Below are 12,811 nucleotides of genomic sequence, written 5' to 3' on the forward strand. Positions count from 1 at the left end.
AGCGGTGGTCACCAAGGTCGCGAATGACTCATTCGCGGCCTCCCCGGTCCCGAATGAGTCATTCGCGACCCCGCGGCGACCGATCGGCCGTGAAGGTGGCCTTCACGACACACGGCCCGCCCCGGCGCGACATACTGGAGGCATGCCCCGTCCGAAACACGTCCCCGCGAGCGATCTGCGCCTCCCGGACGCGCTGCAGCCGGGGCGGCCGAAGGGCGATCAGCTCCGCGAAATCCTCGAAACCGTCGCGACGGAGGCGGGTCCCGGGCGGCTGATGCCGTCGGAACGGTTCCTCGCCGAGCACTTCCAGGTCGCCCGCGGCACCGTGCGGCAGGAGGTCAACCGCCTGGTCGCGGACGGCGTCCTGTACCGCCAGCACGGCACCGCGACCTTCACCGCGGAACGCCAGGCGGCGCACATCGACATGCTGACCTCGTTCACCGAGGACATGAAGGCCCGCGGCGTCGTCCCCAAGACGAAGGTGCTGCACGCCGAGGTGGAGAGCGCGAACCAGCGCATCGCCGGGCGCCTGAACGTGCCGCCGGGCGCGCGGGTGTTCCGGCTCGAACGGCTCCGCTACGTCGAAGACGAGCCGTTCGCCGTCGAGCGCACCAACCTGTCGGTCGACCGGTTCCCCGGCATCGAGCTGTTCGACTGGGAAACCGAATCGCTGCACCGCACGATCGAGGAGCGCTGGAGCGTCCGCGCCGAGTGGAACGACACCGCGATCTCGGCGGTGCTCCCGAACACCGGCGACGCGGCCCTGCTCGGCATCGAAGCCACCCAGCCGTGCCTGATCATCGAGGGCACGCTGCACGACCAGAGCGGCGGCGTCATCGAAGCGGGCCGGTCGCTGTACCGCGCCGACCGCTACACGGTCTTCACGCAGGCGCGGCGCAGCCCGGCTTCCTGAGCCGGGCAACCCCCGGCCCGCGCCCGGCGTGTCTTCCCGAAACCGGGAGGACGCCATGCTCCGTCGGACCAAGCTCTTCGCCCTCGCCGCCGTCCTGGGCTCGTCGGCGGTGCTCGCGGCCCGCCGGGCGCGCAAGAACCCCAAGCCGCCCAAGCCCCCCAAGGCGCCCAAACCCCCGAAGCCGCCGAGGGAACCGGTCGAGGACGACTCGGTGCCGCACCGGACCAAGGTGCACCGGCGGCTGGTGTTCCTCGCCGTCCTGCTCGCCTCGGCGGCGGTCTCGGTCCTGACCGCGAACCAGGAGACCTGGCTCGGGGACATCGCCGTGCGCGTGCTCGGCTTCGGCGCAATCGGCGGCGTCCTGTGCGCGGTCGCCTGGTGGCGGGGTGCCTGGGTGCGCGACGGCGACCTGGGCCAGCTCACGTTCAGCATGACCGGCCTGGCCGTGCTGGCCCTGTCCGGACCGGGGCTGGTGACCGAGCTGGTGCTGACCCACCGCAGTGCCCCCGCGCTGGTCGAAGTGGCGCCCATGCGGCCGGACCACGACTGCACGCTCGTCCTGCCCGGCGGGTCGACGCCGCTGCGCGGGGACCTGCGCAGCTTCGCGACGTGCGTCGAGGGCGAGCGCTTCACGGTCGTCTGGGACCGCGGCCGGTTCGTCCGCCCGATGCTGCCGGAAGAGGTGAACCCCTCGTCCGGCACGGTCTTCTTCCTGCTCGGCGCCGGCGTCCTCGCCATCACCGTGGTCGGTTTCGGGTTCCCCCTCGACTGGCCTAAGTGGGGCTGAGCCGGTGCGCGCGCAGCACCTTCAGGCAGTGCTCCACCAGCACCTCCGCGGCGTCCGGGCCGAACAGCGTCACGTACGACTCGTAGATCCCGTTCCGGTGCCCGTCGGCGTCCGGCAGGTACCCGAGGTAGCCGTCGGAGTAGCCGATCACCCGCGTGTGCCGGAACGGGCTCCCCCGCCGGATCCGCAGCCCCAGCGACGCGAACAGCTCGAACGGCGTGTGCAGCCACGCGATGTCCCCCAGCGAGACGACGCTGACCGGCACGTCGGCGCACCCCGTCGGCCGCCCGCCCGCCGCCATCGTGGCGAGCATTGCGCAGCCCTCGTACCGGGTCTGCGCGATCCGGACCGCCGGGTGGTCCTCGCCGTGGCGGGCCAGCTCCCGCTGCCACTCCGCCTCCGCCGATTCGCGCAGTTCCACGCTGTCCTCGATGGACGGCACTTCGCGGTAGGGCAGGTGCAGCGTCGACCGCGTGAGCCGGACCGGGCCGCTCGCGCCGATCGCCGAGGCCGCCGCCAGCGTGCGCGCGATCGACGTCGCCAGGTGGCCGCCGAGGGTGCGGACCTCGGCGTGGTCGCGGCCGCGGCGGACGAACCGGGAGCTCGCGTCGCCGGCCGCGCCCTGCAGGAACGCCGCCACCGGGCGGCCGATCAGCGCGGCCAGCTCGCGGCGGGTCGCGCCCGGCCAGTCAGCCGACCAGGCCAGGTTGTCCGGGCCGAGCACGGTCGGGTGGCTCGCGTAGTCGAACAGCAGCGCCGCCGGGGTGCCGTCGTCGCGGCTCAGTTCGAGCACCCCGAACGACGTGTCGTGCGGCCCGTCCGGCCGGTAGCGGTTGCCGCCGACGGCTTCCGTCGACCCCGCGTGCCAGCGCGCCCGGACCCGGGAGCGGCAGGCGCGCAGCCGCAGCGCGGCACCGGTGACCTTCTCCGCCATCCGGCCGACCAGCCCGGGATCGCGCTCCCCCGGCAGGCCGGGGTGCAGCGGGCCGGTCCAGCCCTCGGGCCCGGAATGCGTGTGCGACGCGCAGACGAGCACCCGCTCCGGGCCGATGCCCACCGCCGCGGCGACCGCGTCGGCCAGCGTGCGGGTGAGGCCGGCGTCGACCGCGAGGGCGTCCAGCGCCACCCACACCACGCCCGGGTCGTCCTCAGTGGACAGCCAGATCAGGGACGCTTCGAGCTCGTCGTGCGTGCCGGTCGCGACGCCGTGCCGGGCCAGGTAGCCGCCGAGCGGGTGCCCGGGTCCCGGGGTGATCCGGACGTCTTGCGCGGCGAGCAGGAGTGCGGCGGTCACCAGGTCGATTCCAGGACGTCGACGACGCCGTCCCGCCCGGCGGCGCGGGCCACCCCGGCGAGCTCGGTCACGTCGCCGGTGGTGTGCAGCAGGACCTCCAGCAGCATGGGCAGGTTCAGCCCCGAGACCAGCTGGATGCGCGGGTGCCCGGCGGCGAGCGCGCGGACGGCGTTGAACGGCGAGCCGCCGTGCAGGTCGGCGAGCACGAGCACCCCTTCGGCGTCACCGGCCAGCCCGAGCACGCGGGCGCCGAACTCCTCCGGGCTGTCGCGCGGGCTCAGCTCGCACACCTTCAGCCGCGCCTGCGGGCCGAGGATCATTTCGGCGGCCTCGCCGACGCCGGAAGGCAGCCGGCCGTGACCGGCCAGGATGATCGGGACGGACATGGCGGACTCCCCCTCAGCTCTTCGCCGGGGCCGACGGCGCGAACCAGCCGAGCCACCCCAGTACTACCCCGGCGACGACGACGATGCCGATGACCCAGACCGGCCGCAGCCGGGCCTTGGCCGTCAGCAGGTAAACCCCGGCGGTGACCAGCACCGGCAGCAGGAACGGCAGCAGTTCGTCGAGCCGGTCCTGGATCGCCACCGACTGGGTCACCGGCTGCCCCTGGACCGTGGTGGTCTGCCGGTAGGTCAGCGTGGTGACGACCTTGACGATCGACGGGATGAACCCGCCGAGCACGACGAACCCGAGCACGGTCGCCCCCTGCGCGACGCGCGCCAGCGCGCCCGCGGCGAGGTGGCCGGCCAGCCGCTTCCCCTCGCGGTAGGCGAACCCGAACTGCCAGCGCCGCACCAGCGCGTACGGCACGAGCACCATCACGGCGGCGAACGCGGGGCCGAGCCAGTTGCCCTGCAGCGCCCACGACGCGCCCATGGTGAAGACGATGCTGTTGTACAGCGCGAAGACGACGGTGTCGCCGATGCCGGCCAGCGGTCCCATCAGCGCGACCTTGGTGCTCGCCGCCGACTTCGGCGTGCCCGCTTCTTCGAGCGCGACGCTGGAGCCGAGGATCAGCGGGCCGCCGATGAGCACGGAGGTGTTGAAGAACTGCAGGTGCCGCTGCAGGCCGGCGACGTAGTCGGCCTTCTCCGGGTACAGCCGGCGCAGCACCGGTTCCATCGAGTACGCGAACCCGAGCGCCTGCATCCGCTCGTAGTTCCAGGAGATCTGGCTCGACCAGAAGTAGCGGCGGAACACCCGCCGCAGGTCCTGCTTGGTCAGCCGCGGGTCGATCGCGGTCTCTTCGGCGGGCTCGGGCACGGCGATGGCCGGCTCGTCGCGCTTGAGCGTCACGAACAGCATCGCGACCGCGACGCCGACCAGCGCGATCCCCAGCACCGGCAGCTTCAGGTAGGCGAACCCGACGAAGCCGATCAGCAGCAGGTACCAGTACCGCGACAGCTCCATCATGCCGAGCAGCAGCGCGAAACCGACGGCCGGCAGCAGTGACCCGGCGAGCGTCATGCCCTGCACGAACCCGGCCGGGATGCTCGCGGTGATGTCCTTGACCAGGCCGCCGGACGCGGCGAGCGCGGCGAGGAACGTCGGGATCGCGCGCACCGCGACCCACGGGACGAGGCTGATCCAGTGGATCCGTGCCAGGCCGCGGGCGTTCCCGTCGGCGGCGTAGGCGTCGGCCCGGTGCACCAGCGCGGTGGTGACCATCTTGCCGACCGGATCCAGGGCCGAGAGCAGGATCGCGGCCGGCAGCCCGACGCCGATCCCGACGGCGACCTGGGCGGACGTCCCGCCGGCGGCGCCCGCGGCCAGCGCGGTGCCGACGATCGCCCCGGTCTGGTAGTCCGGGATGGTCGCGCCGCCGTAGGTGTAGACGCCGAGCGCGGCGAGCTCCAGCGTGGCGCCGATCAGCAGGCCGAGCAGCGGGTTGCCGGTGATCAGGCCGGCCACCGAGCCGGCGATCAGCGGGCGCTGGGCGTAGACGAGGAACGGGCCGAGCCCGTCGTAGGTGCAGTAGATCGCCCAGACGGTCAGGGCCAGCGCGACGAGCATGCGGGGCTAGAGCCCTTTCCGGTCGAGCAGTGGGACGAAGTCCGCGGGCTTGTCCTGCGGCATCAGCTGGGTGACCAGCGGGACGCCGGCGGCGAGCTTGCGGTAAGCGCCCGCTTCGTCCGCGGTGACCGCGATCGAGCGGGTGACCATGGTGTACGCCGTGCCCGGGCGGGGCGCGACGTTGCCGACGTTGACGACCTCCGGCCGCAGCCCGCCCTCGACGAGGCGGAAGGCGTCCCCGGGATCCTTCGCGATGATCATGACATCCCCGTCGAGCGGGACCGTGAGCGCCGCGGCCACCGACAGCACGGCGGTGGGCAGCCCGCGGGCGGCCTGGGGAAGCAGCACCTGTTGCAGTTCGTCGGCGGCGACGTCGTCGTTGCAGACGAGCAGGCGGCGCACGCCGAGCCGGCGGGTCCAGGCGACGGTGACCTGCCCGTGGATCAGCCGGTTGTCGATCCGGACGTGTGCCCCCGCCATGTTTCTCCTCCCGGACGGCAGGAGACATACTGGTTCGTACCAGTATCTGTGTCAACACCGCCGGTGACCGGTCTTCGCGCGGCCGACGGAAGGACCCCTCAGACCTTCCGTCGGCCCACGAGCGCGAAGCCCCCCTGGTGTTACCCGGACCCTCCCATAAAGGTATATACCAGTATGGACGGTGGTGATCGACTGTCAAGAGCCAAAACCCGAAAATTATTCGACCGGGCGGCCGATCGAAATTGCGCTGGTGAGCGGTTCACCCGAAGCTGTCCGGTCTTGTCAGTGACACCCCGGCGGGCCGCTTTTATCATTCCCAGTGGTCTAGACCGCACTTCCTCGTCCCCTGCCGCACCGGGAAAGGCGGAACCCCCCGTGGCCGCGAGATCCCTGCGCCTCGCCGCGCTCAGCACCGCGCTCCTGTTCGCCACCGCACTCCCCTCGGCCGCCGCGACCGACGGCACCGAGCTGCTGCCCGGCCACCTGCGCACGCCGTCCGCGACGGCCGCGGCGCCACGCTCCGCCGTTTGCGACGGCGACGGCGTCAGCGGCAAGCGCGTCCAGGCGCTCTACGTCCGCGGGAACACCCAGGCCGATCGGTACGCGCAGTTCGCCGGCCAGTTCCAGACCTTCGCGAGCCAGATCGACGACGCCTTCGTCGAGGCCGCGTCCCGCCTCGGCGGCGGCGTCCGGCACGTCCGGTACGTGACCGACTCGAGCTGCCGCGCGACCATCGGCAACGTCGTCATCGCCCAGGGCGACATGGCCACCGTCGACACGATCACGAACGCCATCAAGGCGCAGGGCCACAACCGCGCCGACCGCAAGTACGTCGTCTGGTACGACAAGGACGGCTGCGGCCTCGCGTTCGGCAACGGCGGCAACGACAGCCCGGGCTCGGGCAACCCGTACAACGCGGGCCCGCACTACGCGACGGTCGGCACCGGCTGCTGGTCGTGGCAGGCGACCGGGCACGAGCTCCTGCACACCCTCGGCGCCGTCCAGGGCAGCGCCCCGCACTCGAGCGCCTACGGTCACTGCTGGGACGACGAGGACATCATGTGCTACGACGACGGCGGGCTCCCGAACCCGCCGGGCGGCCTGGTGAAGGTCTGCCCCGGCGCGCCGGAGAACCAGCTCGACTGCCTCGGCGACGACTACTTCAACACCAACCCCGCGCCGGGCACGTACCTGGCGACGCACTGGAACGTGGCCAACAGCGCGTACCTGATCGCGAGCGGCAGCCCCTACCCCGCCGGGACGATCACCGGGCTCGGCGGCAAGTGCGTCGACGTCAGCGCGTCGAACACGGCCAACGGCACCGCGGTCCAGCTGTGGACGTGCAACTCCACGGCGGCCCAGCGCTGGACGAAGCAGAACGGCACCTGGCGAGCCTTCGGCAAGTGCCTCGACGTGTCGAACAGCGGGACGGCCGACGGCACCCCGGTCCAGCTGTGGGACTGCAACGCGACCGGCGCGCAGGCGTGGCAGGCGCGGACCGACGGGACCCTGCTGAACCCGCAGTCGGGCAAGTGCCTCGACGCGACCGGGAACTCGTCGGCCGACGGCACCCGCCTGCAGATCCTGACCTGCGCGGCCACCGCGAACCAGCGCTGGCAGGTACCCGCCTGAACAATTCGGGAAATCGGCGCAACCTGACCGGGCCGCCGTCGTTAACGCATCGTCGCATGAGGGAGGGAAAGCATGCCGGCCGTCACATCGAACATCGTCCCGCTCCGGCACGCGCGGCCGGGCGTGGTGGCGTACGTGAAGAGCCCGGCCGAGTGGTTCGTCGCGAACAGCGGCTGGATCCAGGGCCGCGACCGCGTCGTGCTGATCGACACCTGCGGGACCGAGCAGGCGACGCTGGAACTGCTGCGCGACGTGCGCAAGTACGCCGGTGACCGCGAGCTCACCGTCGTCATCACGCACGCGCACGGCGAGCACCACAACGGCCTCGGCGTCGCCCTGCGCGACGGCGGCACGGCGCTGGCCGCGCCGGGCAGCCTCGACCTGGTCAAGGCCGGGCCGCAGACGTACGGCAACGTCTTCACGTACACGCGCTGGGGCGTCCTCGAGCCACCGGAGCCCGAAGCGGTCCACCCGGTCACCGGCTGGCACCGGCTCGACCTCGGCGACGCGGCGGCGGACGTGGTCGCGGTCCCCGGCGTCGCGCACACGGCGGGCGACCTGGTGGTGCACGAGCCCCGCTCGGGCACGCTGTTCACCGGCGACCTGGTGGTCATCGGCGACACCCCGGTGGCGGTGCACGGCTCGATCCCGGGCTGGCTCGACGCGCTCGACTGGCTCCAGGACACGTTCCGCCCGCGCACCCTGGTCCCGGGCCACGGCCCGGTGGCCAACCCCGGGCACACGGCGTTCCACGCGATGCGCGTCTACCTCGAGTGGCTGCTCGAGGTGACCGAGCGCCAGACCGACTTCACGAAGCTGGCGCGGCAGGCGTCCCTGCGCTGGCCGGGCTGGCGCAACCCGGAACGCCACATCGGCAACCTGATGCGCGCGTACGCCGACCAGCACGGCCGCAAACTGGACGTGGACCTGGCGATCGACGCGATCCTGGCGGCGGCGGGCGGCCGCATCGACCTGGACGAGGTCCTGGACGGCGAACCGGTCCGCCAGATCTCCTAGCCCCCACCGAGGTGGTCTCCGACGCGTCTGCCGCGTCGGAGGCCACCTCGGGCCGGTGTTACCTGTGTCTGGTGAACAGCCTTCACCGGTCAATCGATGAGCATCTCAGTCCGAACAAGCGCCCTGACTTCGGCACACTTTTTTGTGAGGTTGTCAAGCGCTCCCCTGAAGTCAGAATCCCCCATCGGCCGCCCTTCGGCGATCTCTTTGGCTTGGTACCGGATCGACGCCGTGATGTCTTCCGTTTTGGTGAGCATGCTGGCCAAAATACTCCGCACCTCTGGCGAGCAAATCATCTGAAGTCTACTTCTCGCTTCCATCATGGTTTCGTAGAGCTCACTCAACTCTCGAGACCGATCCAGGATCCCAGGCGCACTCTCCGGCAGGTCGACGAACCCCATGATGAGAGCGAGCTGACGCCAGCTGTAGAAAGAATCCAAGAACTGGTAATACGCGGTCAGCCTCTCAGTTCTCCATTCCTTGAGCGAGTCGTGCTTGAGCTGCAGTTTGAGCCGCTCCATTTCGCGCTCATGGCGAACGTCTTCGCGCTCACGCTCTCGATCCCACCTCTTGTCTTCACGCTTACTGGCGATGATCTGCCCGCCCCAGCTACCGGCCAGCGCACCCACGAAACCCAACACAGCTGCCCACCAGGTCATGGCGACAAGACTACGAGATCACCGGTCCGGGCAGCCGCAAAGAACATCAAATTCAATCACGTTCCTCAGCCCGAAGGTGACTCCAAAACAGAGGCACGCCGCAGTTCGGCAGCCGGTGCCAGACTCATGCTCCAGGCAGACTAGCCCCCGCCCAGGCTTTCCAGCAGAGTGCGCAGGGTGCCGGCCAGCTCCTCCCGCCGGCCGTCGTCCAGCGCGGCCAGAATCCGGTGCTCGTTCTCGACGTGCTCCGGCAGCGCGCGGTCGATCAGCTCGCCGCCCGCGTCGGTCAGCGCCACGCGGACCGCGCGGCCGTCCGTCTCGTCCGGCGTGCGCTCGACCAGCCCGCGGGCCTCCAGCTTGTCCAGGCGCTGCGTGATCGCGCCGGACGTCACCATCGCCGAGCGCATCAGCTCGGTCGGGGTCAGCCGGTACGGCGGGCCGCTGCGGCGCAGGGTCGCCAGGACGTCGAAGGTCGCGCGGTCGATCCCGTGGCGGGCGAACGTGCGGCGCAGCTCCGCGTCGACCAGCGCGCTCAGCCGGGACAGCCGCCCGATCACCGCCATCGGGGAGACGTCGAGGTCGGGTCGCTCGGCGTGCCACTGCGCCAGGACGTGGTCCACGTGGTCGGCCATCGCGCCAGCGTAGCCGATGCCTTAGCGCTAAGTGAGCAGGTAGCTATTTAGCTTAGCGCTGAGGTAAACTACCTTAGTGCTAAACAAACAGCTCCTCGCCACCGCGCTGGCCCCCGCGATCTGGGGCTCCACGTACCTCGTCACGACGGAGTTCCTGCCACCCGACCGCCCGCTGCTGGCCGCGGTCGTCCGCGCCCTGCCCGCCGGGCTGCTGCTGGTCGCGCTCACCCGCCGGCTGCCGAAGGGCGACTGGTGGTGGCGCGCGCTCGTGCTCGGCACACTCAACATCGGCGCGTTCCTCGCGCTGCTGTTCGTCGCCGCGTACCGGCTGCCCGGCGGGGTCGCCGCTACCCTCGGCGCCCTGCAGCCGCTGATCGTCGCGGGCCTCTCGACCGGCCTGCTCGGCGAACGCCTGACCCCGCGCACGGTCCTCGCGGGCGCCGCCGGGGTCGCCGGCGTCAGCCTCCTGGTGCTGAAGTCCGACGCCCGCCTCGACGCGATCGGCCTGGCCGCCGCGGCGGGCGGCGCGGTCGTGATGGCCACTGGCGTCGTGCTCAGCAAGCGCTGGACGTCCCAGGCCCCCTTGCTGGCGACGACCGGCTGGCAGCTCGTCGCGGGAGGCTTGGTGCTGGTGCCGGTCGCGCTGGCCGTCGAGGGCGCCCCGCCGGCTTCGCTGTCCGGCGCGAACCTCGCGGGGTATGCGTACCTCTCGCTGATCGGCGCCGCGTTCGCGTACGCCTTGTGGTTCCGCGGAATCCGCGCGCTGACGGCCACGCACGTGACGTTCCTCGGCCTGCTGAGCCCGGTGGTCGCCACCCTGCTCGGCTGGCTCGCCCTCGGCCAGCGGCTCACGCCGTGGCAACTGCTGGGCGCGGCGATCGTGCTCGCGGCGGTCCTGACCGCCCAGCACCGGACTCAGCCCCTGCCGACCACTCAGCGCGAGTCCGCGAAGGTCTGATCCCCACCCGGCACCACCGGCGTGTCCCCGAGCAACGCGCACCCGGATCCCGCCGGGACATAGACCGGCACCGCCCGGCCGTCCACCGGCTGCCCGCACGCCGACAATCCCCACACGAGCACCACGAACACCATCACCCGCACGATCGGCTCACCCCGATCCGTCTCCACCGCTCCCACCGCGCACACGGCGCCCGTCGCGGTGCGGTTCAGGTATTTCCCGCGCTCCCACCGGATCGGAGGAACGGGGGGAAGACGCGAAGGAGTCCCCCGATGGCGTACCCGTCCGAAGGGCCGCTGTTGGCTACGCTGAGCGGGTCAAGGGGAGGCGAAGTGGACACCACGACCCTGCTCGCGGCGGCCGCGCGCGGTGACCAGGCGGCTTGGGACGCGCTCGTCGAGCGGTACGCGAGCCTGCTCTGGTCGATCGCCCGCGCCCACCGGCTTTCCGACGCCGACGCGGCCGACGTCGTCCAGACGGTGTGGCTGAAGCTCGTCGAGAACCTCGGCCGCATCAAGGATCCCGAGCGGCTGCCCGGCTGGCTCGGCACGACCACCCGGCACGAGTGCCTCCGCCAGCTCCGCCGCGGCGACCGCGAACGCCCGGCCGACGACCACGTCTGGCGGAACGAACCGGCCGCGGGCGAAGCGGTCGACGCGGCCGTGCTGCTGAACGAACGCGACGCCACGCTCTGGCGCGCGCTGGCCACCCTGTCGGAGCAGTGCCGCCGGCTGCTGCGCGTGCTCATGGCCACGCCCCCGCCGTCGTACGCGGAGGTGTCGGCCGCGCTCGACATCCCGGTCGGCAGCATCGGCCCGACTCGGCAGCGGTGCCTGAACCGCCTGCGCGAGCAGGCGGGCGCGGCCGGGCTCGGGACGGAGGACCGGACGTGACCGGCGACGACGAGCTGATGGACGTCCTGCGCGCGGCCGCGGCCCAGGCCGACCCGGTGCCGGATCTGGTGCTGCGCCAGGCGAGAGCGGCGTTGACCTTGCGCGACCTCGACGCCGAACTGGCGGACCTGGCCTTCGACTCGGACCTCGCGGAAGCGGGCGCGGTGCGCGCGGCGGGCGACGACGTCCGCCTGCTGTCGTTCGAGTCGGCCCGGGTGTCGGTGGAGCTGCAGGTGGAGTACGCGGACGGCCGGGTGTCCCTGCGCGGCTTGATCACCGGCGCGACGGGCGACGCGGTGATCGAAGTGGCGGGCGAACGGTACATCCGCCCGATCGGCCCGGAAGGCTGGTTCACGGCGACGGAACTCCCCCGCGGCGCGACCCGCGTGAAGGTGACCGCCGCGGACGGCACGGCGGTCACCACGAGCTGGGCCAGCCTCTAGCTCAGACCCGGCTCGAACTCACCCGCCACGTACGGGACGTGCGCCTCCCCGTTCACGTCCTGCACGTGGACCTTGGTGGGTTCGGCGACGTTCGGCGGGCGGAGCACCGCTTCGGCCGCCGCGCGGGCCGAGCCGGCCTCGGCCAGCCCCGCCGCGATCTTCCCGGTGACGATCGCGGCCGAGAACGAGGTCCCGCTCCAGACCGCGTAACCGTTGAACCCGGCGGGTTCCGTCGGGTAACCGGACCGGAAGTACGGGCCGAGCACGTCGACGCCCTCGGCGTAGGCCGAGACCCAGGGACCGTAGTTGCTGAAGTCCGCCACCCGCGGCCTGGCCGAGTCCTGCGTCGAGTCGGCCGCGCCCACCGCGATCACCCAGGCGTGGGTCTTGTCGACTTCGCCGGGCCGAAGCGCCTCGAACTTGATCGCGGCGGGATAGACCTTGCGACGGCTGGCCCGGTTCCCCGCGGAGGCGACCACGACGGCTTCCGCGGGCAGCCGGCGCAGGGCGGCCTCGATGGCCTTCGGCGGCTCGTCTTCCCAAGTCGCGCCGGAGAAGGACAGGTTGATCAGCGTGATGCCCTCCTCCCGCAGTTCGTCGATGGCGGTGGCGACCGCCAGGTCTTCGGCCAGACCGTCCGCCTTGTCGATCACGCCCTTCATGCGGACGCGGACCTCGATCGGCGCCTGCTTCAACAGCACCCCGGCGACGAACGTCCCGTGCGCGGCCGAGCCGACCGGGTTGCCGTCTTCGCCGCGTTCCAAGCGGACGACGTCCTCCTGGTCGAACACCACCCGGTTGGCGAGGTACGGGTGCAGGTGGCCCCGGTCCAGCAGGATGCCGGTGTCGATCACGCCGACCGTCGGGCACGCGTCCGACTCGGACAGCGGGGTCAATTCGTTGCGGGTCGGCTTCGGGTGCATGCCGGGGTCGCCCCAGATGATCCGGTCGAGCCCGAACAAGTGGTTCGGGCTCGCGCCACGGCTTCCCAGCGCGGCCAGCACCTCCGGCACCGGCCGCGTCCCGGTGAACCGGCGCACCGTCCCCTGCGCTCCGGCCGGGTGATAACCGAACCCTGCCAGTCCGG

General features: G+C 71.8%; 15 protein-coding genes. 7 read left to right on the forward strand and 8 right to left on the reverse strand.

All coding sequences use genetic code 11. The annotated features are described in order from the left end of the window. Nucleotides 1–142 precede the first annotated feature (142 nt). Entirely contained in the window at nucleotides 143–913 is a 771-nt protein-coding gene (locus SD460_RS43195; RefSeq protein ID WP_290054114.1) for a GntR family transcriptional regulator, read from the forward strand. Nucleotides 914–968: 55 nt separating this feature from the next. Next, entirely contained in the window at nucleotides 969–1,700 is a 732-nt protein-coding gene (locus SD460_RS43200) for a hypothetical protein (RefSeq protein ID WP_290054115.1), read from the forward strand. Here the strand turns inward: SD460_RS43200 and SD460_RS43205 are convergent. From SD460_RS43205 to SD460_RS43220, 4 genes are read right to left on the reverse strand one after another with little or no spacing between them, the layout of a single operon-like run. Continuing rightward, nucleotides 1,687–2,994 carry a hypothetical protein gene (locus SD460_RS43205; RefSeq protein ID WP_290054117.1) on the reverse strand — a complete coding sequence of 436 codons (1,308 nt, stop codon included), beginning with the start codon at nucleotides 2,992–2,994 and terminating at the stop codon, nucleotides 1,687–1,689. The two genes, SD460_RS43200 and SD460_RS43205, sit on opposite strands and share 14 nt — an antisense overlap. Further along, complete coding sequence (locus SD460_RS43210) at nucleotides 2,991–3,380, reverse strand: PTS sugar transporter subunit IIA (protein ID WP_290054118.1); 390 nt, start codon at nucleotides 3,378–3,380, stop codon at nucleotides 2,991–2,993. The genes SD460_RS43205 and SD460_RS43210 overlap by 4 nt, the downstream gene beginning before the upstream one ends. A gap of 13 nt (nucleotides 3,381–3,393) precedes the next feature. Next, nucleotides 3,394–5,010 (reverse strand): PTS system mannose/fructose/sorbose family transporter subunit IID, encoded by a 1,617-nt coding sequence (locus SD460_RS43215; protein WP_290054120.1) that lies wholly within the window; start codon nucleotides 5,008–5,010, stop codon nucleotides 3,394–3,396. 6 nt (nucleotides 5,011–5,016) lie between these two features. Beyond that, on the reverse strand, nucleotides 5,017–5,490 hold the full coding sequence (locus SD460_RS43220) for a PTS sugar transporter subunit IIB (RefSeq protein WP_290054121.1): 474 nt from the start codon (nucleotides 5,488–5,490) through the stop codon (nucleotides 5,017–5,019). A gap of 375 nt (nucleotides 5,491–5,865) precedes the next feature. Between SD460_RS43220 and SD460_RS43225 the strand changes: the two genes are divergently transcribed. Continuing rightward, nucleotides 5,866–7,122, forward strand: a complete 1,257-nt coding sequence (locus SD460_RS43225; protein ID WP_290054123.1) for an RICIN domain-containing protein — start codon at nucleotides 5,866–5,868, stop codon at nucleotides 7,120–7,122. 72 nt (nucleotides 7,123–7,194) lie between these two features. Further along, nucleotides 7,195–8,139, forward strand: a complete 945-nt coding sequence (locus SD460_RS43230) for an MBL fold metallo-hydrolase (protein WP_318307653.1) — start codon at nucleotides 7,195–7,197, stop codon at nucleotides 8,137–8,139. 89 nt (nucleotides 8,140–8,228) lie between these two features. On the opposite strand, the gene SD460_RS43235 is transcribed toward SD460_RS43230, so the two are convergent. Together SD460_RS43235 and SD460_RS43240 are read right to left on the reverse strand one after the other, a co-directional pair. Next, entirely contained in the window at nucleotides 8,229–8,798 is a 570-nt protein-coding gene (locus tag SD460_RS43235; RefSeq protein ID WP_290054127.1) for a hypothetical protein, read from the reverse strand. Nucleotides 8,799–8,938: 140 nt separating this feature from the next. Beyond that, complete coding sequence (locus tag SD460_RS43240; protein ID WP_290054128.1) at nucleotides 8,939–9,430, reverse strand: MarR family winged helix-turn-helix transcriptional regulator; 492 nt, start codon at nucleotides 9,428–9,430, stop codon at nucleotides 8,939–8,941. Between the two features lie 76 nt (nucleotides 9,431–9,506). Here SD460_RS43240 and SD460_RS43245 point away from each other — a divergent pair, with 76 nt between their 5' ends. Beyond that, entirely contained in the window at nucleotides 9,507–10,388 is an 882-nt protein-coding gene (locus SD460_RS43245) for an EamA family transporter (protein ID WP_290054130.1), read from the forward strand. Here the strand turns inward: SD460_RS43245 and SD460_RS43250 are convergent. Then, nucleotides 10,364–10,558 (reverse strand): hypothetical protein, encoded by a 195-nt coding sequence (locus SD460_RS43250; RefSeq protein ID WP_290054132.1) that lies wholly within the window; start codon nucleotides 10,556–10,558, stop codon nucleotides 10,364–10,366. The genes SD460_RS43245 and SD460_RS43250 overlap by 25 nt on opposite strands. A gap of 162 nt (nucleotides 10,559–10,720) precedes the next feature. On the opposite strand from SD460_RS43250, the gene SD460_RS43255 reads away from it, so the two are divergent. After that, nucleotides 10,721–11,281: an RNA polymerase sigma factor gene (locus tag SD460_RS43255; RefSeq protein ID WP_290054134.1), complete on the forward strand. Its 561-nt coding sequence runs from the start codon at nucleotides 10,721–10,723 to the stop codon at nucleotides 11,279–11,281. Continuing rightward, a complete protein-coding gene (locus SD460_RS43260) occupies nucleotides 11,278–11,724 on the forward strand; it encodes a hypothetical protein (protein WP_290054136.1) in 447 nt (148 codons plus the stop codon). The genes SD460_RS43255 and SD460_RS43260 overlap by 4 nt, the downstream gene beginning before the upstream one ends. On the opposite strand, the gene SD460_RS43265 is transcribed toward SD460_RS43260, so the two are convergent. Beyond that, a complete protein-coding gene (locus tag SD460_RS43265; RefSeq protein WP_290054137.1) occupies nucleotides 11,721–12,764 on the reverse strand; it encodes a S8 family peptidase in 1,044 nt (347 codons plus the stop codon). The two genes, SD460_RS43260 and SD460_RS43265, sit on opposite strands and share 4 nt — an antisense overlap. Nucleotides 12,765–12,811 lie beyond the last annotated feature (47 nt).

This window comes from Amycolatopsis solani, from assembly GCF_033441515.1.
Lineage (GTDB): Bacteria > Actinomycetota > Actinomycetes > Mycobacteriales > Pseudonocardiaceae > Amycolatopsis > Amycolatopsis solani.

Bases quoted from the DNA above. Each gene is read 5' to 3' on its own strand.
- SD460_RS43195 (WP_290054114.1), top strand. From the start codon at position 143: ATGCCCCGTCCGAAACACGTCCCCGCGAGCGATCTGCGCCTCCCGGAC.
- SD460_RS43200 (WP_290054115.1), top strand. From the start codon at position 969: ATGCTCCGTCGGACCAAGCTCTTCGCCCTCGCCGCCGTCCTGGGCTCG.
- SD460_RS43210 (WP_290054118.1), bottom strand. From the start codon at position 3,380: ATGTCCGTCCCGATCATCCTGGCCGGTCACGGCCGGCTGCCTTCCGGC.
- SD460_RS43215 (WP_290054120.1), bottom strand. From the start codon at position 5,010: ATGCTCGTCGCGCTGGCCCTGACCGTCTGGGCGATCTACTGCACCTAC.
- SD460_RS43220 (WP_290054121.1), bottom strand. From the start codon at position 5,490: ATGGCGGGGGCACACGTCCGGATCGACAACCGGCTGATCCACGGGCAG.
- SD460_RS43230 (WP_318307653.1), top strand. From the start codon at position 7,195: ATGCCGGCCGTCACATCGAACATCGTCCCGCTCCGGCACGCGCGGCCG.
- SD460_RS43235 (WP_290054127.1), bottom strand. From the start codon at position 8,798: ATGACCTGGTGGGCAGCTGTGTTGGGTTTCGTGGGTGCGCTGGCCGGT.
- SD460_RS43240 (WP_290054128.1), bottom strand. From the start codon at position 9,430: ATGGCCGACCACGTGGACCACGTCCTGGCGCAGTGGCACGCCGAGCGA.